General features: G+C 61.9%; 22 protein-coding genes and 1 other RNA gene. 11 read left to right on the top strand and 12 right to left on the bottom strand.

Features of this window, described 5'->3' with window-relative positions; all coding sequences use genetic code 11:
• Nucleotides 1–32: 32 nt before the first annotated feature.
• From ubiH to LG385_RS21615, 3 genes are read right to left on the bottom strand one after another with little or no spacing between them, the layout of a single operon-like run.
• Nucleotides 33–1,226 carry a 2-octaprenyl-6-methoxyphenyl hydroxylase gene (ubiH, locus tag LG385_RS21625; RefSeq protein WP_225775844.1) on the bottom strand — a complete coding sequence of 398 codons (1,194 nt, stop codon included), beginning with the start codon at nt 1,224–1,226 and terminating at the stop codon, nt 33–35.
• A complete protein-coding gene (gene pepP / locus LG385_RS21620) occupies nt 1,223–2,557 on the bottom strand; it encodes a Xaa-Pro aminopeptidase (RefSeq protein WP_225775843.1) in 1,335 nt (444 codons plus the stop codon). Before pepP ends, ubiH begins: the two co-directional genes overlap by 4 nt.
• 20 nt (nt 2,558–2,577) lie before the next feature.
• The gene (locus LG385_RS21615; RefSeq protein WP_225775842.1) at nt 2,578–3,132 is read right to left on the bottom strand and encodes a YecA family protein; all 555 of its coding nucleotides are present in this window, start codon (nt 3,130–3,132) and stop codon (nt 2,578–2,580) included.
• 155 nt (nt 3,133–3,287) lie between these two features.
• On the opposite strand from LG385_RS21615, the gene LG385_RS21610 reads away from it, so the two are divergent.
• The 4 genes from LG385_RS21610 to LG385_RS21595 all read left to right on the top strand — a co-directional run bounded on the left by LG385_RS21610 (nt 3,288) and on the right by LG385_RS21595 (nt 4,701).
• Nucleotides 3,288–3,497, top strand: a complete 210-nt coding sequence (locus LG385_RS21610; RefSeq protein WP_181111018.1) for a TIGR02449 family protein — start codon at nt 3,288–3,290, stop codon at nt 3,495–3,497.
• Nucleotides 3,494–3,811 (top strand): cell division protein ZapA, encoded by a 318-nt coding sequence (locus tag LG385_RS21605; protein WP_225775841.1) that lies wholly within the window; start codon nt 3,494–3,496, stop codon nt 3,809–3,811. Before LG385_RS21610 ends, LG385_RS21605 begins: the two co-directional genes overlap by 4 nt.
• A gap of 32 nt (nt 3,812–3,843) precedes the next feature.
• Nucleotides 3,844–4,022: non-coding RNA, 6S RNA (ssrS, locus tag LG385_RS21600), on the top strand.
• Nucleotides 4,023–4,083: 61 nt separating this feature from the next.
• On the top strand, nt 4,084–4,701 hold the full coding sequence (locus LG385_RS21595) for a 5-formyltetrahydrofolate cyclo-ligase (RefSeq protein WP_225775840.1): 618 nt from the start codon (nt 4,084–4,086) through the stop codon (nt 4,699–4,701).
• A gap of 13 nt (nt 4,702–4,714) precedes the next feature.
• On the opposite strand, the gene LG385_RS21590 is transcribed toward LG385_RS21595, so the two are convergent.
• Entirely contained in the window at nt 4,715–4,855 is a 141-nt protein-coding gene (locus tag LG385_RS21590) for a hypothetical protein (RefSeq protein WP_181111021.1), read from the bottom strand.
• Between the two features lie 194 nt (nt 4,856–5,049).
• Between LG385_RS21590 and LG385_RS21585 the strand changes: the two genes are divergently transcribed.
• Nucleotides 5,050–5,499, top strand: coding sequence for an EVE domain-containing protein (locus tag LG385_RS21585; RefSeq protein WP_225775839.1), 450 nt, complete (start codon nt 5,050–5,052; stop codon nt 5,497–5,499).
• 33 nt (nt 5,500–5,532) lie between these two features.
• On the opposite strand, the gene LG385_RS21580 is transcribed toward LG385_RS21585, so the two are convergent.
• Together LG385_RS21580 and LG385_RS21575 are read right to left on the bottom strand one after the other, a co-directional pair.
• Nucleotides 5,533–6,768: a M20/M25/M40 family metallo-hydrolase gene (locus tag LG385_RS21580; protein WP_225775838.1), complete on the bottom strand. Its 1,236-nt coding sequence runs from the start codon at nt 6,766–6,768 to the stop codon at nt 5,533–5,535.
• Between the two features lie 169 nt (nt 6,769–6,937).
• Entirely contained in the window at nt 6,938–7,351 is a 414-nt protein-coding gene (locus LG385_RS21575; RefSeq protein ID WP_225775837.1) for a flagellar basal body-associated protein FliL, read from the bottom strand.
• Nucleotides 7,352–7,480: 129 nt separating this feature from the next.
• Here LG385_RS21575 and LG385_RS21570 point away from each other — a divergent pair, with 129 nt between their 5' ends.
• Nucleotides 7,481–8,458, top strand: coding sequence for an NADPH:quinone oxidoreductase family protein (locus LG385_RS21570; protein WP_225775836.1), 978 nt, complete (start codon nt 7,481–7,483; stop codon nt 8,456–8,458).
• Here LG385_RS21570 and LG385_RS21565 read toward each other — a convergent pair.
• The 5 genes from LG385_RS21565 to trxA all read right to left on the bottom strand — a co-directional run bounded on the left by LG385_RS21565 (nt 8,455) and on the right by trxA (nt 13,591).
• Complete coding sequence (locus LG385_RS21565; protein ID WP_181111031.1) at nt 8,455–9,144, bottom strand: gamma-glutamylcyclotransferase; 690 nt, start codon at nt 9,142–9,144, stop codon at nt 8,455–8,457. The two genes, LG385_RS21570 and LG385_RS21565, sit on opposite strands and share 4 nt — an antisense overlap.
• An 86-nt stretch (nt 9,145–9,230) precedes the next feature.
• Nucleotides 9,231–10,199 carry a CDP-6-deoxy-delta-3,4-glucoseen reductase gene (locus LG385_RS21560; RefSeq protein ID WP_225775835.1) on the bottom strand — a complete coding sequence of 323 codons (969 nt, stop codon included), beginning with the start codon at nt 10,197–10,199 and terminating at the stop codon, nt 9,231–9,233.
• Nucleotides 10,199–11,665 (bottom strand): 4-hydroxy-3-polyprenylbenzoate decarboxylase, encoded by a 1,467-nt coding sequence (gene ubiD, locus LG385_RS21555; RefSeq protein WP_225775834.1) that lies wholly within the window; start codon nt 11,663–11,665, stop codon nt 10,199–10,201. The genes LG385_RS21560 and ubiD overlap by 1 nt, the downstream gene beginning before the upstream one ends.
• Nucleotides 11,666–11,765: 100 nt before the next feature.
• Nucleotides 11,766–13,025, bottom strand: a complete 1,260-nt coding sequence (gene rho / locus LG385_RS21550; RefSeq protein ID WP_181111034.1) for a transcription termination factor Rho — start codon at nt 13,023–13,025, stop codon at nt 11,766–11,768.
• Between the two features lie 236 nt (nt 13,026–13,261).
• Nucleotides 13,262–13,591, bottom strand: coding sequence for a thioredoxin TrxA (gene trxA, locus LG385_RS21545; RefSeq protein ID WP_181111035.1), 330 nt, complete (start codon nt 13,589–13,591; stop codon nt 13,262–13,264).
• Nucleotides 13,592–13,906: 315 nt separating this feature from the next.
• On the opposite strand from trxA, the gene LG385_RS21540 reads away from it, so the two are divergent.
• The 5 genes from LG385_RS21540 to ppx all read left to right on the top strand — a co-directional run bounded on the left by LG385_RS21540 (nt 13,907) and on the right by ppx (nt 18,361).
• Nucleotides 13,907–14,689, top strand: coding sequence for a transporter substrate-binding domain-containing protein (locus tag LG385_RS21540; RefSeq protein WP_225775833.1), 783 nt, complete (start codon nt 13,907–13,909; stop codon nt 14,687–14,689).
• 54 nt (nt 14,690–14,743) lie between these two features.
• Nucleotides 14,744–15,409 carry an amino acid ABC transporter permease gene (locus LG385_RS21535; RefSeq protein ID WP_225775832.1) on the top strand — a complete coding sequence of 222 codons (666 nt, stop codon included), beginning with the start codon at nt 14,744–14,746 and terminating at the stop codon, nt 15,407–15,409.
• A complete protein-coding gene (locus LG385_RS21530; protein ID WP_181111038.1) occupies nt 15,406–16,056 on the top strand; it encodes an amino acid ABC transporter permease in 651 nt (216 codons plus the stop codon). The genes LG385_RS21535 and LG385_RS21530 overlap by 4 nt, the downstream gene beginning before the upstream one ends.
• A complete protein-coding gene (locus tag LG385_RS21525) occupies nt 16,043–16,774 on the top strand; it encodes an amino acid ABC transporter ATP-binding protein (protein ID WP_225775831.1) in 732 nt (243 codons plus the stop codon). The genes LG385_RS21530 and LG385_RS21525 overlap by 14 nt, the downstream gene beginning before the upstream one ends.
• A gap of 84 nt (nt 16,775–16,858) precedes the next feature.
• Nucleotides 16,859–18,361 (top strand): exopolyphosphatase, encoded by a 1,503-nt coding sequence (gene ppx / locus LG385_RS21520; protein WP_225775830.1) that lies wholly within the window; start codon nt 16,859–16,861, stop codon nt 18,359–18,361.
• Here ppx and ppk1 read toward each other — a convergent pair.
• A complete protein-coding gene (gene ppk1, locus LG385_RS21515; protein ID WP_225775829.1) occupies nt 18,348–20,549 on the bottom strand; it encodes a polyphosphate kinase 1 in 2,202 nt (733 codons plus the stop codon). The genes ppx and ppk1 overlap by 14 nt on opposite strands.
• Between the last annotated feature and the right edge of the window lie 99 nt (nt 20,550–20,648).

Here is a 20,648-nt window from a genome sequence, read left to right as displayed (position 1 = left end):
AGGGTTGCTGCCTTTGCCGGAACCTGTCGCATTCATCGGGTGCTTCCTACGCCCGTACCCATGCCCATCGCCTGCCGGGCGAACCACTGGCGCGCAGGCGGCAGCAGATCCAGCCCGAGCAAGCCCAGGTTGCGGCCATGAGCTACCCAGCGGCCTGGCTGGGAAAACAGGCGGGTAACCTGGTCGGAAAAGCCTATGGTCCATTGCTGGTCGCGCTGCTGGGCGGCAAGGTAACCCTGCAAGGCCGCCAACTCGCCGGGCGGGGCATCGCTGCCCGCCAGCGCCTGGGCCAACGCTTGCACATCCCGTAATGAAAGGTTGAACCCCTGGCCGGCGATCGGGTGCAGGCTGTGGGCTGCGTTCCCCAACACAACCAGGTTACGGCGCACTTGCTCACGGGCCTCGGCCAGCGCCAAGGGGTAGAGGCTGCGTGCGCCAACCTGAGTCAGCGTACCCAAGCGATAGCCGAAGCTTTGTTGCAACTGCGCAAGAAAGGCGGCGTCCGGAAGGGCCTGCAAACGCTTGGCATCGGCAGGCTTGCGGGTCCACACCAGGGCGCAGCGGTTATCCGGCAGCGGCAGCAAGGCCAGCGGGCCGTCATCTGTAAAGCGTTCGAACGCCTGGCCGTTATGCGGCTGGTTGAAGCTGACGTTGGCAATCAGCGCGGTCTGGTCATACTCACGCACCTTCACCTCCACGCCCAACTGATCACGCAGGCCTGAACGGCCGCCGTCGGCAAGCACGGCGAGGGAGCAGGTGAGCTGGGTTTCGTCGGCCAGCGTAAGGCGATAGCCGTTGGGCTCGGCACGCAAGCCGGTTACTTCGGCAGGGCAACGCCAGCTGACCCGCTCCGGGTCCAGGGCGGCCCACAGGCACTGGCCAAGCCAGGCATTTTCTACCACGTAGCCCAAGGCCGGGACGCCCGCTTCGGCGGCCTCCAGCGTAGTTGCACCGAAGCGCCCACGGTCTGACACATGGATGTTGCGAATGGGTTCGGCATGCCGGGCTATTGCCTCCCAGACACCCAAGTGTTCGTAGATAAGCCGGGTGCCGTACGACAAGGCCGAGCTTCGTGCGTCATAGCTGGGTTGATAGCCGTTGCCGGGCGCAAAGGGCTCCACGAGTGTGATCGTCCACCCCCGCTCCCGCGCGAGCGGCTGCAAAGCCAGCGCGAGGCTCGCACCCACCAGCCCGCCACCAATGATCGCGACGTCAGCGTGGGTCATGAACACGCCGCCCGCGCGGCCGCCATCAGTGCTTCAACTTCGTCGATGGCCTTGGGTACACCGCTAGTAAGAATTTCACAGCCTGTGCGCGTTACCACCACGTCGTCCTCGATGCGCACACCAATGCCCCGCCATTTTTTCGGGACCTGGTCATTGTGCGGCGATATGTAGATGCCAGGCTCGACCGTGAGTGCCATGCCCGGCTCGAGCACGCGCCACTCCCCGCCCACCTTGTACTCACCCACATCGTGTACATCCAGCCCCAGCCAATGGCCGGCGCGGTGCATATAGAACCCTCGATGCGCTTCGGCCGCGATCAACTCGTCGACATCGCCCACCAGCAAGCCCAGCCGTACCAGGCCTTCGGTAATCACCCGTACCGTGGCTTCGTGCGCGCGGTTCCAGTGCTTGCCTGGTGCGATCTCGGCGAACGCCGCCTGCTGGGCCTGCAGCACGATCTCATAGATCGCCCGTTGCTCGGGCGAGAAGGTGCCGCTGACCGGGAAGGTGCGCGTAATGTCGCTGGCGTAGCAGTCGATCTCGCAGCCGGCGTCGATCAGTACCAGGTCGCCATCGCGAAGCAGGGCGTTGTTGTCCTGATAATGCAATATGCAGGTGTTACGCCCGGCCGCGACGATCGAGCCATAGGCCGGCATCCGTGCGCCGCCCCGGCGAAACTCGTAGTCCAGCTCGGCCTCGAGGCTGTACTCATGAAGCCCGGGGCGCGCGGCCTGCATCGCACGCACATGAGCGCGAGCGGAGATGGCCGCAGCTTCTCGCATCACCTTTATCTCGGCTGCCGACTTGTACAGGCGCATGTCATGAAGCAGGTGGTCCAGCGCCACGAATTCCTTGGGCGGCTGCGCGCCGAGGTTGGCCTTGGAGCGGATCTGATTCACCCATTCCATGAGATGGCGATCAAATTCCGGGTGGCTGCCCATCGCGGTGTACACACGGTCGCGGCCTTCGATCAAGCCGGGAAGGATGTCGTCGATGTCGTTGATCGGGAAGGCGTCGTCCGCGCCATAATCGCGAATCGCCCCCTCCTGGCCCGCCCTCAAACCGTCCCAAAGCTCCTTCAGTGGGTCGCGCTCCCGGCAAAAGAGCACGTACTCGCCGTGCTCTCTTCCGGGGATAAGCGCGATGACCGCCTCCGGCTCGCCAAAACCACTGAGGTATTGGAAGTCACTGTCCTGGCGGTAGATATGCTCCACGTCGCGGTTGCGGATGGTCACCGCCGCTGCAGGCAGGATAGCGATGCTGTTCGGAACCATCTCGGCCATCAGGGCCTTGCGCCGGCGGGCATATTCAGCCTTGGGAATCTGGACCATGCGGCAAGGCTCCTCGGCGATCAGTGCAGGGATGGCTTGGGCGTTGGAGCGGCCGGTTTCGCGAACTCCGAGTAAAGGAGCAAGGGCGCGACACGCAGGTATTCCATTACTTCCATATAGTCGGTTTCGCCGTCTTCGGATTCCTCGAGCGCGTCCTGCACCTGGGCGATAGCGGCGAGGTCCTGCAACACCTCTTGTGCGTCATCGCTTAGCTTCTTGCCACCTCCGGCCAGGCCGAAGCCAGTGAGAAAGCCTTGGCACCACTGGCCCAGGGCGGCGGCACGCTCGGCCAGGGGCAGTTCGTCCCCAGGCACCAGCAACACCACGGTGACGTCATCGCCGGTGAGCTCGGTCTTGACCATTTCCTGCAGGCCGATCAGCGCCTGCCGAACGGTCCCGTCAGCGGGCGCGCCGAGTACTTCGATGGCGTCGTCCAGCCACGCGTCGACCTCAAAACCTACGCCGGCGCAGCTACGCCCCAGCAGCAGGCCTTGCAATTCGGCGGGAGAGACAGGGTACCCGTTGTCGGCGAGCAATTTGGCGAAGGCAGCGTACGGGGAACTAGTGTTGGGCATGGGCAGCTAGGCGCCGGGCGGCGCAATGTCTAGAATGAAGGCTTCGTATCCTACACCGGCAGGTACGCCAAGACCATCGACGCAACCGCCGGCCCGCGCTGTGGTCTGCTTTCGTTCACACCGCCCCATTACCAGGACATCGTAACCGCCCACCCATGGAACAGAACGACCTGCAAGCGCTGATGGGCAAGATCGAACTTTTGATCGAACGCGTCGAGCACCTCAATCGGCAAAATGCCCTCCTTCACGCCCATGAACGTACCTGGCGCGAGGAGCGAGCCCACTTGATCGAGAAAAACGAAGTCGCCCGCCGCAAGGTCGAGTCGATGATTTCGCGCCTCAAGGCCCTGGAGCAAGACTCATGAATTCGAGCAACAGCATTACCGTGCATATCCTGGACAAGGAATACTCGATCATGTGCCCGCCCGAAGAGCGAGGCAACCTGATCAGCGCGGCGCGCTACCTGGACGGCAAGATGCGCGAAATCCGCACGGGCGGCAAAGTGATCGGTGCCGACCGGATAGCAGTAATGGCCGCGCTGAACATCACCCATGACCTGCTGCATCGCAAGGAAACCAGCGAAGCGCAGCCCAGCGGTGCTACCCGCGAACAGGTACGCGACCTGCTGGAACGGGTGGATCTGGCACTTGCCACTAGTCAGGTCGCGCCCAGGGGCTGATCCAGGCATATGGTTTGGGGTATACTCGAGCCCGCTCCCTGGAGTGCGCGCCAGTCGGTCATGTCCCTGAGCCGATACGCACAACCACGGAAGTTGCACGTTGGGGCTGGTGTGCATGTCCGCTCGACGGAAAGCCTGAAAGCCTCCTGCAATCTCCACCTTGAACTTTCGGGTTCAAGGGCTACACCGACAGCGGTTCGTCGGGGAGCGCCTTTTTTCGCCCTGCCTTCAGGGCACCCCAGGCTCCCTTGCCATCCGCGGAGCCTGCCAGCATGATCGAAGCCTCCTCCCTTACACGCAACCAGCTGCGCAAACGCCTGCGTGACGCGCGCAAAGCGCTTGCGCCTGCTCAGCGCCGGGCCGCCGCGCGTGGGCTGTATCGCCAGCTCAGCCATCATCCACTGTTCCGGCGGGCACGCAGCGTTGCTTTGTACCTGCCCAACGATGGCGAGATCGACCCGCGCCCTTTGCTGCGTAGCGCTCAGCGGCGAGGCAAACACACGTACCTTCCGGTGCTTAGCCCATGGCCGCGCACGCATATGGTTTTCCAGCGCGTGCGGCCTGGAGAACGCTTGCGGGCCAACCGTTTCGGTATTGCCGAGCCCATGCGCTGCCCTCGGCGGCAGCGGCGGATCTGGGCGCTGGACCTGGTGCTGCTGCCGCTGGTGGGCTTCGATGAACAAGGCGGGCGGCTGGGGATGGGCGGCGGCTTCTACGACCGCAGCCTGGCGTACCGGGCAAGGAGGGTTACCTGGCGAAAGCCGACCTTGCTGGGGTTGGCGCACGAATGCCAGAAAGTGGACCGGCTGCAACAAGCCAGTTGGGACGTGCCCTTGCAGGGAACCGTGACGGATAGCGCCTGGTATGTTGCCGCAAAGGCCCAGGAATGACGCAGGAGGGAGCTTAACGCAGCGGTACGGCGTAGGCTGCTTCGACAGGCTCGCTTGCCTTGCGCTCCCAGAAGCTCTGGGCATAACCGGTGGTCACTACACCAATGCCAAACAGAAAAACGAGAACCCACAGCAAGTCCGGTTTACGCCGCATCGTTGGCCCTCCTGAAGGCTTTGTCGCGTGAGAGATAGTGGCCCAAGGCCCCGCTTGGCGGGACCCTGGGTTAAAATTTGCGCGCATTCTCCGACAGCTTCCGGTGACATGCAAACGCTGATTTCAACCGGCTGTCGGGATAATCCAGCGTGTAACATTTCCCTGCTATCGCTCCCTGAAAAAGGACCCCTCCCATGGCCTACTGGCTGATGAAATCCGAGCCTGACGAGCTCTCCATCCAAGGCCTCGATCGCCTGGGCCCGACGCGCTGGGACGGCGTGCGCAACTATCAGGCCCGCAATTTCATTCGCGATATGCGGCCCGGGGACCAGTTCTTCTTCTACCACTCTAGCTGCCCTGAGCCTGGTATCGCGGGCATCGCTCGCATCGACACACCGCCCTACCCCGACCCCACCGCCCTAAACAGCGAAAGCCACTACCACGACCCCAAGGCAACCGAAGACAAAAATCCCTGGCTATCGGTCGACGTCAGTTGCGAGCGAGTGTTCCCCAAAGTGCTCAGCCTGGGGCTACTCAAGCAGCAAGCCGCGCTCGAGGAACTGGCCTTGGTGAAAAAAGGGAGCCGGCTTTCGGTGATGCCCGTGACCGAGGCGCAATGGGCGGCAGTGGTGGGACTGGTGTGACAGGCCAGGGGCGTACCGCCTTCACCCGTAACGCTACCGCGACAGCTCCATCAACATCCGGGTCAGCAGATAAACCCGCGGCACCAGGCTTTCCACTTCCGCGTATTCCTCGGGCGTGTGGATATTGCCCCCTACAATGCCGAAGCCATCGAGGGTAGGTACGCCCACGGCCGCGGCGAGGCTGGCATCGGCTGCGCCACCGGTGCCTTCTACCGTGAGGGTGCGCCCCAGCTCACCGTAGATACCTTGCGCCATGGCCACCAGCTTATCGCTGGCAGGCGTTTGCGGCATGGGTGGCAACCCGCGCTCCAGGCGCGTGGTGACCTGTGTGTCGGCGATAAGCCGGGTGCTGGCGACCCGGGCAAGGTCTTTTTCCACGCGGTCGAACTCTTCTGGCACCGCGGCGCGTACATCGGCCTTGGCCACGGCGTGGTCTGGGATCACGTTGATTCGATCACCTGCGTTGATGACGGTGAAGTTGACCGTGGTTTTCTTCTCCGGGTCGCCCAGTTGGCCCAGCTGCAGTATCTGATGCGCGGCTTCCATGGCGGCGTTGCGCCCCAGTTCAGGCGCGACGCCGGCGTGAGAGGCTTTGCCGGTCACTTCAACCACCGCGGTTGCGCTGCCCTTGCGCCATACCACCAGGCCATCCGCTGGGCGGCCAGGTTCAAGGTTAAGGGTGACATCGTGCTGCTTGGCGACTTTCTGGATCAGTGCGCTCGCCGCCTCCGACCCGGTCTCCTCGCTGGCATCGAGCAGCAGCGTGATTTGGCCATAGTCCTTGAAATTCATGTCCTTCAGGATTTTCAGGGCCTGAAGCGCGACCACGATGCCGCCTTTGTCGTCCATTACGCCCGGGCCATAGGCGCGGCCGTCCTTGATATGAAAAGGCCGCGCGGCGGCAGAGCCTTCCTTGAATACGGTATCCATATGCGCCAACAGCAGGATTTTCGCCTTGCCGCTGCCCTTGAGCGTAGCGACCACATGCTGGCTTTTGTCCGGCGCGGTGTTGGGGACCGTCTCGATACTTGCGCCCAAGGCCTTCAGCTCGTCCGACACGAGGGCACGCACTTGAGTGAGGCCAGGCTCATAGCCCGAGCCCGAATCGATATTCACCAGCTGTTCCAGCAACTTGAGGGCGGGTTCCTTCAGTTGCTCGGCCTTGCCCTGCACGTTGGCATCAACCGCGGCATGCGCGGGCAGCACAGCCATGGAAACGGCCAAAGCCAGCCCGGTAGCCAGCAAGCGAGGGGGTTGCAGCCAAACCATGGGTAACTCCTTGAATTGAAATGTATATCAACTGTAGTCGGTGTGGCGTGGCGTGCACGCCTCAAGTCAGCGCAATGCCACTGCTCGATCTCGACTCACTACATCAATTCAAGGATGTGGATGATGCCTCGTGTCCTGGCATAACCCCATACTCACCTGGTCGGGCGGCTTACTGCACGATCAGGTTGTTGAACAGCAAGTCTTCTACCACCGGCTTGCCCTCTTCAGCATTGATTACCTGCTGGGTTTGCTTGAGCGCTTCCTGACGCAGGGCCTCTTTGGCTTCGCCCGAGCTCATGGCATCCTGGCTCTGCTGATTGAACAGCTGCACCAGTAGGTTGCGAATCAAAGGCTCATGGTGTTTCACCGCGGCCACGGCCTCGTCGCCTGTGACCTTCAGGGCGATATCGGCCTTGTACACGTGCAGGCGCGGGCCTCCGTCCATGGCGTAGTTACCGACCAAGGGCGGGCTCAGCGAGTAGTAGACCACCTTTGGCGGCCCTTCTTTGGATTCACCGCCTTCGTTCGCCTGGACGGCGAAGGGAATGCAAGCGGCCAGCAATACAGCGATCCAGGGTTTCACAGCATCAATTCCTCGTTCAATACGCGGCGGGCGCAGCGGTTATAGGCGGCTATCAGGCGCCACCATCATCGTTGCCCGGCCGGGGGGCTTGCCTACACTTATCGGCCATTACCCGGAAAGGAATAGCCCATGAAAGCGTTATTGTGCAAAGCCTTTGGCCCGGCGCAAAGCCTGGTCATCGAAGAGGTGGCCCCGCTGCAGCCCAAGCGTAACGAGGTAGTGGTGCAGGTGCACAGCGCCAGCGTGAACTTCCCGGATACCCTGATCATCGAGGGCAAATATCAGTTCAAGCCGCCTTTTCCGTTCTCCCCGGGTGGCGAGGCCGCCGGGGTGGTGGGCACAGTAGGCGAAGGGGTCACCGCGCTACGGGAAGGCGACCGGGTGATGGCGCTTACGGGGTGGGGGAGTTTCGCTGAACAAGTTGCGGCGCCCGCCTATAACGTGTTGCCGATGCCCGAGAGCATGCCGTTCGACGAGGCCGCCGCGTTCCCCATGACCTATGGCACCTCGATGCATGCGCTCAAGCAGCGTGGCGATCTGAAGGCCGGAGAAACGTTGCTCGTATTGGGCGCGGCAGGCGGTGTGGGGCTGGCTGCGGTGGAAATCGGCAAAGCCATGGGCGCTCGGGTAATTGCCGCCGCCAGTAGCCTCGCCAAGTTGGAAGCGGCCAAGGCTGCCGGTGCTGATGAGGTAATCGATTACAGCGGCGGCGACTTGAAAGAGCAGGTGATGAAACTTACAGCCAACCAGGGCGCGGATGTGATTTACGATCCGGTGGGCGGCGATGCGTTCGACGCGGCCATCCGCTGCGTGGCCTGGAACGGTCGCCTGCTGGTGATCGGCTTCGCCAGTGGCCGTATTCCCCAGTTACCCGCCAACCTTGCGTTGCTTAAAGGGGCGGCAGTGGTGGGCGTATTCTGGGGTGCCTTCGCGCAACGCCAGCCCCATGACAACGCCGCAAACTTTCGTCAGCTGTTCAGTTGGTATGAAGAAGGCAAGTTGCGCCCGCACATCTCCAATCGCTATAGCCTTGAGCAGGCGCCCCAAGCCATTCAGGCACTGGCGGATCGCCAAGCCATCGGCAAACTGGTAGTTCAGGTCCGCTAAGGCGCCTGCACCAGTTCGGGCGCAATGGCGCTGGCCGGGGTAAGCGTCATTTCCAGCCAGCGCTTGAACCGGGCTTCCAGGTTTCGGTCTGGCATGGCGTGGGAACGCAGCGCTGCGATGGTCTGCTCTACATAGTCCCGGCAACTGCCCGAGCGGCCGCACGCGCTGGCCAACACTTGCACGAGCAGGTCGTCCGGCAGGTTGCCGGCATACGTGGGCAAATGCCGCTCCAGCACAAAGCCCAGCGCCTGCACTTTGGTTCCGTCGTCCAGCCGGCAGGTAAGCCAATGCGGCCGATAGGACGGGTAAGGCATCTCTCGCTTCCACAGGGCCATGAGCGATGCTTCAAGATGGTCTTCATGCAAGCGGTAGGCGAACCCGGTGCACGAGCCGCCCCGGTCCAGCCCGAAGACCAGCCCTGGTTTCTGCGGCGTGCCACGATGCTCCTGGGACCACAGGTACAGCCCTCGATGGTACCCATGCACTCGCGCGCGGCGGCGCTCCACGCTGTTGCACTCGGGGCGCCAGATCAGCGAGCCATAAGCGAACAACCACACGGGCCCGCCCGCATGCTGGCTCATGGTCGATGCCAATGAGCAGGCGAGCTCTTCATCACTCAACTGCGGTGTATTGAGCACAGGCGGGTACGCAACCCGACAGGAGGGGGCAGGTTCGATTGCCGACATGTAGGAACCCCGGATGTTACAAAAATGCTTCCGTGGCCACTCTAACCGAAGCCAGAACGGCCGGGGCTACCGGTTATCGCAAGGGCTCAAGGCCGGGGCGCATACGCAAACACATCGGCGCGCATTTGATGAGGGTCCATGCCGGCTTCCACCAGGGCATCGAGGGTGGCATACACCATGGCCGGTGACCCGCTGGCGTACACATGCGCTGAAGAAAGATCGGCAATGTCCTCGCGCACGGCTTCATGCAACAGGCCGCAACGCCCTTCCCACCCACAGAGGTCACTCACCACCTTGTGAAGATAGAGGTTGGGCAGGCGCAGCCATTCATCCCAGTGCTCGATCTCATAAAAGTCGCTCGGCTGGCGTACGCCCCAGTAAAGGTGCACGGGATGTGCGAAGCCCTGGGCCCGGCAGTGTTCGATCAGGCTGTGCATCTGCGCCATACCCGTTCCGGCAGCGATCAGTACCAGAGGGCCATCGGGCAGCTCGGCCAGATGAGCATCGCCATAGGGCAGTTCCACCCGGGCCAGGCTGTCTCGCCGAAGTTGGGCCAGCAGGTTGAGCGCGCTGTCTTCGCGCCCCAGGATGTGCATTTCCAGCTCGCGACCACTGTGGGGTGCCGACGCCAGGGAAAATGCAGCCTTGTCGGTGCCGTCCCGCTCGATCAGCAGGTACTGGCCCGCATGGTAGCGGGGCGGCTTGCCAGCGGGCGCACGCAACCGCACCCGCCACACATCGCCGCCCACGTCAGCGCACTCGGTCACCTGGCAGGCAAAGCTGCGCACGGGCAGTTCACCCTGCGAAAGCACGCCATCCCACAGCAGCACGCAATCTTCCAGCGGCTGAGCAATGCAGGTATAGAGCTCGCCATGGTCCCGTTCCTGTCCCTCCTGGCGCACCCTCCCTTCGACCAGCAAGGCGGCGCACACGTGGCAATTGCCGTTACGGCAACTGTGCGGGCAGTCATAACCCAGGCGCCGGGCGGCATCGAGGATGTTCTCGCCCGGCTGCACTTCAAGTACTGCGCCAGAAGGTTGCAAGGTTACGCGCATCAGTCTATTCCCAGCTGGTTCCAGAGTTCGTCCACGCGGCGAGTAATGGCCGGGTCCCGTTCGATCACCCTGCCCCACTCGCGGGTCGTTTCGCCGGGCCACTTGTTGGTGGCATCCAGCCCCATCTTCGAGCCAAGCCCGGACACCGGCGAGGCGAAGTCCAGATAGTCGATGGGCGTGTTGTCGATCATTACCGTGTCCCGCTTGGGGTCCATGCGGGTAGTTACAGCCCAGATCACATCGTTCCAGTCCCTGGCATTGATGTCGTCATCGGTGACGATCACGAACTTCGTGTACATGAACTGCCGCAGGAAAGACCACACGCCCAACATCACCCGCTTGGCGTGGCCGGGGTACTGTTTCTTGATGGTGACCACAGCCATGCGGTACGAACAACCTTCCGGCGGCAGGTAGAAATCAACGATTTCAGGAAACTGCTTCTGCAGGATCGGCACGAACACTTCGTTTAAGGCAACGCCGAGGATCGCGGGTTCATCCGGTGGCCGGCCGGTGTAGGTGCTGTGGTAAATGGGCCGGGTGCGATGTGTGATGCGCTCTACGGTGAACACCGGGAAGCGGTCCACTTCGTTGTAATAGCCCGTGTGATCGCCATAGGGGCCTTCATCGGCCAGTTCGCCGGGATGGATCACCCCTTCCAGCACGATCTCGGCACTGGCCGGCACTTGCAAGCCATTACCCCGGCACTTCACGAGCTCGGTGCGGTGGCCGCGCAACAGCCCGGCGAAGGCGTATTCGGACAGGCTGTCCGGCACCGGGGTGACCGCACCGAGGATCGTAGCCGGGTCTGCGCCCAGGGCGACCGCTACCGGGAAAGGCTCACCGGGGTGTTTGTCGCACCACTCGCGGTAATCCAGCGCGCCGCCGCGGTGGCTGAGCCAACGCATGATGACCTTGTTGCGGCCAATCACCTGCTGGCGGTAGATGCCCAGGTTCTGGCGCTCCTTGTTCGGCCCGCGGGTAACGGTAAGGCCCCAGGTAATCAAAGGGGCCACATCGCCTGGCCAGCAGTGCTGGATCGGCAACTGTGCAAGGTCGACGTCGTCGCCCTCCAGCACTACCTCCTGGCACGGAGCATCCTTGAGCACCTTGGGCGCCATGGAGATGATTTTCTTAAAGATCGGCAGCTTGGACCAGGCATCCCTGAGGCCCTTGGGCGGCTCCGGCTCTTTTAGGAACGCCAGCAGCTTGCCGATTTCCCGCAGCTCGCTCACATCTTCCGCACCCATGCCCAGGGCCACCCGGCCAGGTGTGCCGAACAGGTTGCCCAGCACTGGCATGTTAAACCCTACCGGGTTCTCGAACAGCAGCGCGGGGCCCTGCTTGCGCAGGGTGCGGTCGCAGATTTCGGTCATTTCCAGTACCGGAGAAACCGGTACGGCGATGCGTTTCAATTCTCCGCGCCGCTCTAGTTGCTGCACGAAGTCTCGGAGATCCTTGAATTCCATCGGCCAGTCACACTTCCAAAGAGACGCCTAGCTTACCCGCCCCACGGCGGGCGCGGATAAAAAAACGGCGCCCGAAGGCGCCGTGATTTGCGAAGCGCGATTACTTGCGCTTCATCGACAAGAAGAACTCATCGTTGGTCTTGGTCTGCTTGAGCTTATCGATCAGGAACTCGATGGCGGCGATCTCATCCATCGGGTGCAGCAGCTTGCGCAGAATCCACATGCGCTGCAGCTCGTCGTCAGCGGTCAGCAACTCTTCGCGGCGGGTGCCGGAACGGTTGATGTTGATGGCCGGGAAGACGCGCTTTTCCGCGATACGGCGGTCCAGCGGCAGCTCCATGTTGCCGGTACCCTTGAATTCCTCGTAGATGACTTCGTCCATCTTCGAGCCGGTTTCGACCAGGGCGGTGGCGATGATGGTCAGCGAGCCGCCTTCTTCGATGTTACGGGCCGCGCCGAAGAAACGCTTTGGTTTCTCGAGGGCGTGGGCATCCACACCACCGGTAAGCACCTTGCCGGAGCTCGGGATCACGGTGTTGTAGGCGCGTGCCAGGCGGGTGATGGAGTCCAGCAGGATCACCACGTCCTTCTTGTGCTCAACCAGGCGCTTGGCCTTCTCGATCACCATCTCGGCCACTTGCACGTGGCGGGTTGGCGGCTCGTCGAAGGTAGAGGCGACCACTTCGCCGCGCACGGTGCGCTGCATCTCGGTCACTTCTTCCGGGCGCTCGTCGATCAGCAGAACGATCAGGTGGCACTCAGGGTTGTTGCGGGTGATGTTCGCGGCGATGTTCTGCAGCATGATGGTCTTGCCCGCTTTCGGCGGAGCGACGATCAGGCCGCGCTGGCCCTTGCCGATGGGCGCGCACAGGTCGATGACACGACCGGTGAGGTCCTCGGTGGAGCCGTTGCCGGCTTCCATCTTCAGGCGCTTGTTAGGGAACAGCGGCGTGAGGTTCTCGAAAAGAATCTTGTTCTTCGCGTTTTCCGGCCGGTCGAAGTTGATGGTGTCGACCTTCAGCAGGGCGAAGTAGCGCTCGCCTTCCTTCGGAGGGCGGATCTTGCCAACGATGGTGTCGCCCGTCCGCAGGTTGAAGCGGCGGATCTGGCTTGGCGACACGTAGATATCGTCGGGGCCGGCCAGGTAGGAAGCATCGGCGGAACGGAGGAAGCCGAAACCGTCCTGGAGGATCTCCAGCACGCCATCACCGGAAATCTCCTCACCGCTTTTCGCGTGCTTCTTAAGCAGGGAGAAAATCACATCCTGCTTGCGCGAGCGGGCCATGTTTTCGATGCCCATCTGTTCGGCCATTTCGAGCAGGTCGGTGATCGGCTTTTGCTTGAGTTCAGTCAGATTCATAGAGGGAATGACGTGTTCTGTATGGAGGGAATAAGCATTGGGCTTAGAGAGGCCGCGCCGGGAGAGAGGCGATAGGATCGCGCACAAATTCGAATTGGAATGCGTCGGCGACGACTTGCAGGGGGCACCGGAGAGACCAGTGCGAGGCCGAATTTAACACCTGAGCACAGGGCCGTCTAGTCGGTAAAAAGAAAAAACCCCGCTAAATGCGGGGCTTTGTACAGCTGACGGCAAACTTAGATGTTTGCGTCAAGGAATGCCTGAAGCTGCGACTTGGACAGTGCACCAACCTTGGTCGCTTCCACGTTGCCGTTCTTGAACAGCATCAAGGTGGGAATACCACGCACGCCGTGCTTGGCAGGGGTTTCCTGGTTCTCGTCGATGTTCAGCTTGGCGATGGTGACCTTGCCCTCGTAAGTAGCGGCAATTTCGTCCAGTACTGGCGCGATCATCTTGCACGGGCCGCACCATTCAGCCCAGTAATCCACCAGCACCGGGCCCTGGGCCTTCAGTACATCGGCTTCAAAGGATGCATCGCTTACGTGTTTGATCTTGTCGCTGCTCATGAATATCTCCTGGTCACGACTTTGAAATTGCGCCCATCATAGCCTTACCTGTTTGTAACCGAAAGCTTGAGGCGATTGAGTCTAGCTATAGTGTTACACCATTTCTCATATGACCCGAAGCATCTGGAAAAATGCACCGCCATTGCTCACTCTGCAGCTGCAAGTGCAAGGCGGGCACCATTGCAGAGCCGCCCGATGGAAAACCAGTGCGGTAGCCCGTCACCTGCCTGGCTGTTTTCGGGACTGAGGTATCCAGCTGCTGGCTGGCATGCGCTGTGCAACCGTTGCTCTGTCCTCGCCTGACTGGAGCAACCCATGCTTAAACGCTGTGTAACGCTGCTCACCGCAACCCTGATGGCTGCCCTGCTGGCGCAAGGCGCCCATGCGGATGTGCTCGCTGACATCACGCAGCGAGGCACCCTGCGCGTTGCCGTGCCGCAGGATTTCCCGCCCTTCGGCTCTGTCGGCCCTGACATGAAACCCCGCGGCCTGGATATCGACACCGCGCAGCTGCTTGCCCAACGCATGAACGTCAAGCTTGAGCTTACGCCGGTGAACAGCACCAACCGTATTCCTTTCCTCACCACCGGCAAGGTCGATCTGGTGATTTCCAGCCTCGGCAAAAACCCGGAGCGCGAACAGGTCATCGACTTCTCCAGCGCCTACGCGCCGTTCTACCTGGCGGTGTTCGGCCCCCCTGACGCGGCAATTGGTGGCCCTGACGATCTCAAGGGCAAGACCATCAGTGTTACCCGTGGCGCTATCGAAGATATCGAGCTGAGCAAGGTGGCCCCCGAGGGAGTGACCATCAAGCGTTTCGAAGACAACAATTCCACGATCGCCGCGTATCTGGCCGGGCAAACCGACCTGATTGCCAGCGGCAACGTCGTCATGACCGCCATTACCGAACGTAACCCCAAGCGGGTGCCCGCCTTGAAATTCAAGCTCAAGGATTCCCCGGTGTATGTAGGGCTGAACAAGAACGAGCCTGCCCTGTTGGCCAAAATCAACGAGATCATCGCAGCCGCCAAGTCCGACGGCAGCCTCAACACCAACGCCATGACATGGCTCAAGCAGCCACTGCCCGCCGACCTCTGAGGCGTTTCGCGCAGCCATCCCCTCGGGTGTCTGCGCGCTGATCAAGGACCGTTCATGGCTTATCACTTTGATTTCGCGCCCGTGCTGGAGGCTTCGCCGCTGCTGTTGCGCGGCGCGGGGGTGACGCTTGCGCTTACCGCGGTGGGCGCGTTGCTGGGTGTCGCCATCGGTATCCTGGGTGGGATTTCCCGCGCCTGGGCGATCCGGCCCTTGGCGGGCATCTACACGGTGTATGTGGAACTGATTCGAAACACGCCTTTCCTGGTTCAGCTGTTCTTTATCTTCTTCGGCCTGCCATCCCTGGGCGTGCAGCTGAGCGAATGGCAGGCAGCGGTATTGGCGATGGTGATCAACCTTGGCGCCTACAGCACCGAGATCATTCGCGCCGGCATCCAGGCCGTGCCCCATGGCCAGCTGGAAGCAGCCGCCGCGCTGGCGCTAAGCCGCGCCGAGGCGTTCCGTCACGTTGTGCTGCGGCCCGCGCTGGGCAAGGTGTGGCCGGCATTGAGCAGCCAGATCATCATTGTGATGCTGGGCTCGGCTGTGTGCTCCCAAATCGCCACTCAGGAACTCAGCTTCGCGGCCAATTTTATCCAGTCGCGCAATTTCCGCGCATTCGAGACCTATCTGGTCACTACCCTGCTGTACCTGCTGATGGCCATTCTTGTGCGCTGGGGCCTGGCCTGGCTGGGCCGGCGGCTGTTCATGAGGTCGAAATGACTGACTTCACCCTTTGGGACATCCTGCGCAACCTGCTTGTAGGGCTCAAATGGAGCCTGTTGCTGTCTCTGCTCGCCTTTGTAGGGGGTGGGGTGCTGGGCTGGCTGGTATTGCTCGCGCGCGTATCGCCTCGCCGCTTGCCGCAATCGGCCGCCAAGGTGTTCATCGAGCTGTTCCAGGGCACGCCCCTGTTGATGCAGCTGTTTCTCATATTCTTCGGCATGGCGTTGCTCGGCGCCGATGTGTCGCCCTGGGCCGCCGCAGCCGTTGCGCTCACCCTCTTCACCGCAGCGTATCTGGCTGAAATCTGGCGAGGCTGCGTTGAGGCGATACCTGGCGGGCAATGGGAAGCTTCGGCCAGCCTGGCACTTACCCGCTATGAGCAATTGCGCTACGTCATTTTGCCCCAGGCGCTGCGCATTGCAGTGGCCCCCACGGTCGGGTTCTCGGTTCAGGTGGTCAAGGGCACGGCAGTTACCTCGATCATCGGCTTTACCGAGCTCACGAAAACGGGGGGCATGCTGGCTAACGCCACCTTCGAGCCTTTCATGGTGTATGGCCTGGTTGCGCTGGGCTATTTCTGCCTCTGTTTCCCGTTATCGCTGTTTGCCCGTTACCTGGAAAGGAGGCTGCATGCCGCTGCTTAGAGTGACCGCGCTACACAAGTATTATGGTGATCACCATGTGCTCAAGGGGATCGACCTCAGCGTGGAAGAAGGCCAGGTAGTGGCAATCATCGGCCGCAGCGGATCAGGAAAAAGCACGCTGTTACGCACGCTCAACGGGCTGGAAAGCATCAACGACGGGGTGATCGAGGTTGATGGCCAATACCTCGATGCCGCGCGCGCCGACCTTCGGGCCTTGCGCCAGACCGTGGGCATGATTTTTCAGCAGTTCAACCTGTTTCCGCATTTGAGCGTGGGCGAGAACGTGATGCTCGCGCCTCAGGTGGTGAAAAAAGTCTCCCGCGACGAGGCCAGAGCGTTGGCCCGGCGCATGCTCGAGCGCGTCGGCCTGGCGGACCGGTTCGACACCTTCCCGGAACGCCTGTCAGGCGGCCAGCAGCAGCGCGTAGCGATTGCCCGCGCGTTGGCGATGTCACCCAAGGTGCTGCTGTGCGACGAGATCACCTCCGCGCTGGACCCCGAACTGGTGAGCGAGGTGCTAAGCGTGGTGCGCCAACTCGCCAGAGAGGGCATGACGCTCGTCATGGTCACGCACGAGATGCGTTTTGCCCGCGACGTAGGGGATAAACTGGTGTTCATGCACCAGGGGCGCGTTCATGAAAGCGGCGACCCTCGTCAATTGTTTGCCTCGCCGAGCACGCCGGAGCTGGCCAGCTTCCTTGGCCAAGGCGAGGCCTGAACCGGCCGCCGCGCGGGCGGGCAACGTTGGCGAAGCACGCGTATCGTGGCAGGATGTTCGGGTTATCGACCGAGAACCTCGAAAATGCCGCCACTCAAGCCAACGAACCTGTCACTCATCGCTGCGATTGACCTGGGCTCCAACAGCTTTCACATGGTCGTGGCCAAGACCAATCAGGGTGAAATACGCATCCTCGAACGTCTCGGCGAGAAAGTGCAACTGGCCGCCGGCATCGACGAGCAGCGCCAGCTCAGCGAAGAGTCCATGCAGCGCGGATTGGACTGCCTCAAGCGCTTTGCCCAGTTGATCAACGGCTTGCCCTTGGGCGCGGTACGGATTGTAGGCACCAATGCCCTGCGCGAAGCGCGTAACCGCGCCGAATTCATCCGCCGCGCCGAAGCCTTGCTGGGCCACCCGGTGGAAGTGATCTCCGGCCGCGAGGAAGCCCGCCTGATCTACCTGGGGGTTTCCCACACCCTGGCCGACACGCCCGGCAAACGGCTTGTTACTGACATTGGCGGCGGCAGCACCGAATTCATCATTGGCCAGCGGTTCGAACCGTTGATCCGCGAAAGCCTGCAGATGGGGTGCGTAAGCTTCACCCAACGCTACTTCCGCGACGGCAAGATTACCCCGGCCCGTTATGCCCAGGCCTACACGGCCGCCCGACTCGAGATCATGAGCATCGAGAATGCCCTGCATCGGCTTGGTTGGGATGAAGCCATCGGCTCGTCCGGGACCATCCGCGCCATTGGCGCCGCGCTCAAGGCCGGGGGCCAAGGCGCCGGAGAGGTAAACGCCGAAGGCCTTGCCTGGCTCAAGCGCAAGCTGTTCAAGCTGGGCGATACAGACAAGATCGACTTTGACGGTATCAAGCCTGACCGCCGCGCTATCTTCCCCGCGGGCCTTGCCATCCTCGAAGCGATCTTCGACAGCCTTGAGCTGCAGCGCATGGACCATTGCGAAGGGGCCCTGCGTGAAGGCGTGCTGTATGACCTGATGGGCCGCCATGGCCACGAAGACGTGCGCGAACGCACGCTCCGGTCCCTGATGGACCGCTACCATGTGGACCTGGACCAGGCCGCGCGGGTGGAGGAAAAGGCGCTGGAGGCGTTCGACCAGGTGGCCGATGCCTGGGCGCTGGACGATGGCGTATGGCGGGATCTGCTCGGCTGGGCGGCCAAGGTGCATGAAGTGGGGCTGGATATTGCTCACTACCATTACCACAAGCACGGGTCTTACCTGATCGAGCACTCGGACCTTGCAGGCTTCTCGCGCGAAGATCAGCAAATGCTGGCCCTGCTGGTACGTGGCCATCGCCGCAACATTCCACGCGAGCGCTTCGCCGACTTCGGCGAGAACGGGCAAAAGCTGATCCGCCTGTGCGTATTGCTGCGCTTCGCCATCCTGTTCCACCACATCCGTGGCACTCAGGAAATGCCGCAGGTGCACCTGCATGCCGGCGCCGATACGCTCGACGTGGCTTTCCCTGCGGGCTGGCTGGAGAACAACCCCCTGACCCAGGCCGACTTCGCGCTCGAAGCGGAGTGGCTGGCCCGGGTCGGGTTCACCCTTACCGTACGGTAAGGGGCTGGTTGCTGAGCCGATCGAGCAGCGTGACCTGCGCATTGCGCGCGTTCTGGTTGCCGGTCGGGCTCAAGCGCACATAGGTACCGTCCGGCTGCAGTATCCAGGCATGGGTATTGTCGGTGAGGTACGACTCCACCTCTTTCTTCACCCGGGTAATGAGCTTTTTGCCTTCCACGGGGAAACAGGTTTCCACACGGCGGTCCAGGTTGCGCTCCATCCAGTCGGCGCTGGACAGGAACAGCTGTTCCTCGCCCCCGTTGAGGAAGTAAAAGATCCGGGTGTGTTCCAGGAAGCGCCCGATGATCGAACGCACGTGGATGTTATGGGATACGCCCGGCACTCCGGGGCGCAGGCAGCACATCCCTCGCACGATAAGGTCGATCCGCACGCCAGCCTGGCTGGCCTTGTATAACGCGCGGATGATCTTCGGATCTGTCAGCGCGTTGAACTTGGCCACGATATGCGCGGGCTTGCCTTCGATGGCGAACTGAGTTTCCCGCGCAATCATGTCCAGCATGCCCTTCTTCAGCGTGAAGGGTGCATGCAGGAGCTTTTTCATGCGCAGGGTTTTACCCATGCCGATCAGCTGGGTGAACAGCTTGCCCACGTCTTCGCACAAGGCATCGTCCGACGTCAGCAGGCTGTAGTCGGTATACAGCCGCGCATTGCTGGCGTGGTAGTTGCCGGTGCCCAGGTGCGCGTAACGCGTGATCTCGCCGCCTTCACGGCGCAGTATGAGCATCATCTTGGCGTGGGTCTTGAACCCTACCACGCCATAGATCACCACCGCGCCCGCAGCCTGCAGGCGGCTGGCCATCTGCAGGTTGGATTCCTCATCGAAGCGGGCGCGCAGCTCAATGACTGCCGTAACTTCCTTGCCGTTGCGCGCGGCATCCACCAGCGCATCGACGATCTCGGAGTTGCTGCCGCTGCGATACAACGTTTGGCGAATGGCCAAAACGTGTGGGTCCTTCGCCGCCTGACGCAGGAAGTCGATGACCGGCGTGAACGACTCGAAGGGGTGCAGCAGCAGGATGTCCTGCTTGCTGATCACGCTGAAGAAGTTATCCGCGTTCTGCAGCAGCTTGGGAATGGCCGGGGTAAATGGCGTGTGCTGCAGCTCGGGGTGGCTGTCCAGGCCAGTGATGCTGAACAACCGGGTCAGGTTCACCGGGCCGTTGACCTGGTACAGCTCCGACTCTGCCAGGTTGAACTGCTTGAGCAGATAATCAGAGAGGTGCTTGGGGCAGGTATCCGCCACTTCGAGGCGTACGGCATCACCGTAGCGCCGGGAGAACAGTTCACCACGCAGGGCACGGGCAAGGTCTTCGACGTCTTCGGAGTCCAGCGAGAGGTCTGCGTTACGGGTAAGGCGGAACTGATAGCAGCCCTTTACCTTCATCCCCTGGAACAGGTCATCGGCGTGGGCGTGGATCATCGATGACAGGAACACGAAGTTATCGCCCGTGCCGCTTACATCTTCCGGCACCTTGATCACCCGCGGAAGCAAGCGCGGCGCGGGGATGATCGCCAGGCCAGAATCCCGGCCGAAGGCGTCCACGCCTTCAAGCTCCACGATGAAGTTCAGGCTCTTGTTCACCAGCAGCGGGAACGGGTGAGTAGGGTCCAGGCCGATCGGCGTGACAATGGGCGCGATTTCATCGCGGAAGTAACGCCGTACCCAGGCCTTGAGCTTGGGCGTCCAATGGCGACGGCGGATGAACCGTACCTGATGTTTCTCAAGCTCGGGCAGCAGGATGTCGTTGAGAATCGCGTACTGGCGGTCCACTTGAACATGGACGAGCTCGCTGATCCGGGCCAGCGCCTGATGAGGCTGCAGGCCATCGGCACCGGCCTGCTCGCGAGCGAAAGTGATCTGTTTCTTGAGCCCGGCGACGCGGATCTCGAAGAACTCATCAAGGTTGCTGGAGAAGATGAGAAGAAACTTGAGGCGCTCCAGCAGCGGATAGCTCTCATCCAAAGCCTGCTCGAGCACGCGAATATTGAATTGCAGCTGGGACAGCTCGCGATGGCTGTACAGCACAGCGTCATCCAGCCCAGGGGCAGCCGGGGGCGGTGGCGCTGGTGTCACGTCCAGTGGTGCTTCGGCTACCACTTCAACGAGGGGTTCCGTCACGGGTTGAGCCTCTTCTACGACAAGATCGGGGAGCGCTTCATTATTCATGTGAACATCCTGAAGGGCCAGGGGCCCTGGGTGCAATGGGCGGCACGCACGGCAAGGTCGATCAGCCACAGTGACGATGGCTTGCGAAGCGAGGTCACG

The organism is Pseudomonas sp. Marseille-Q5115, assembly GCF_916618905.1.
GTDB classification, from domain to species: Bacteria; Pseudomonadota; Gammaproteobacteria; order Pseudomonadales; family Pseudomonadaceae; genus Aquipseudomonas; species Aquipseudomonas japonica_A.
The sequence above is the reverse complement of the archived record's forward strand: the minus strand, read 5'-3'. Positions and strand labels throughout refer to the sequence as shown.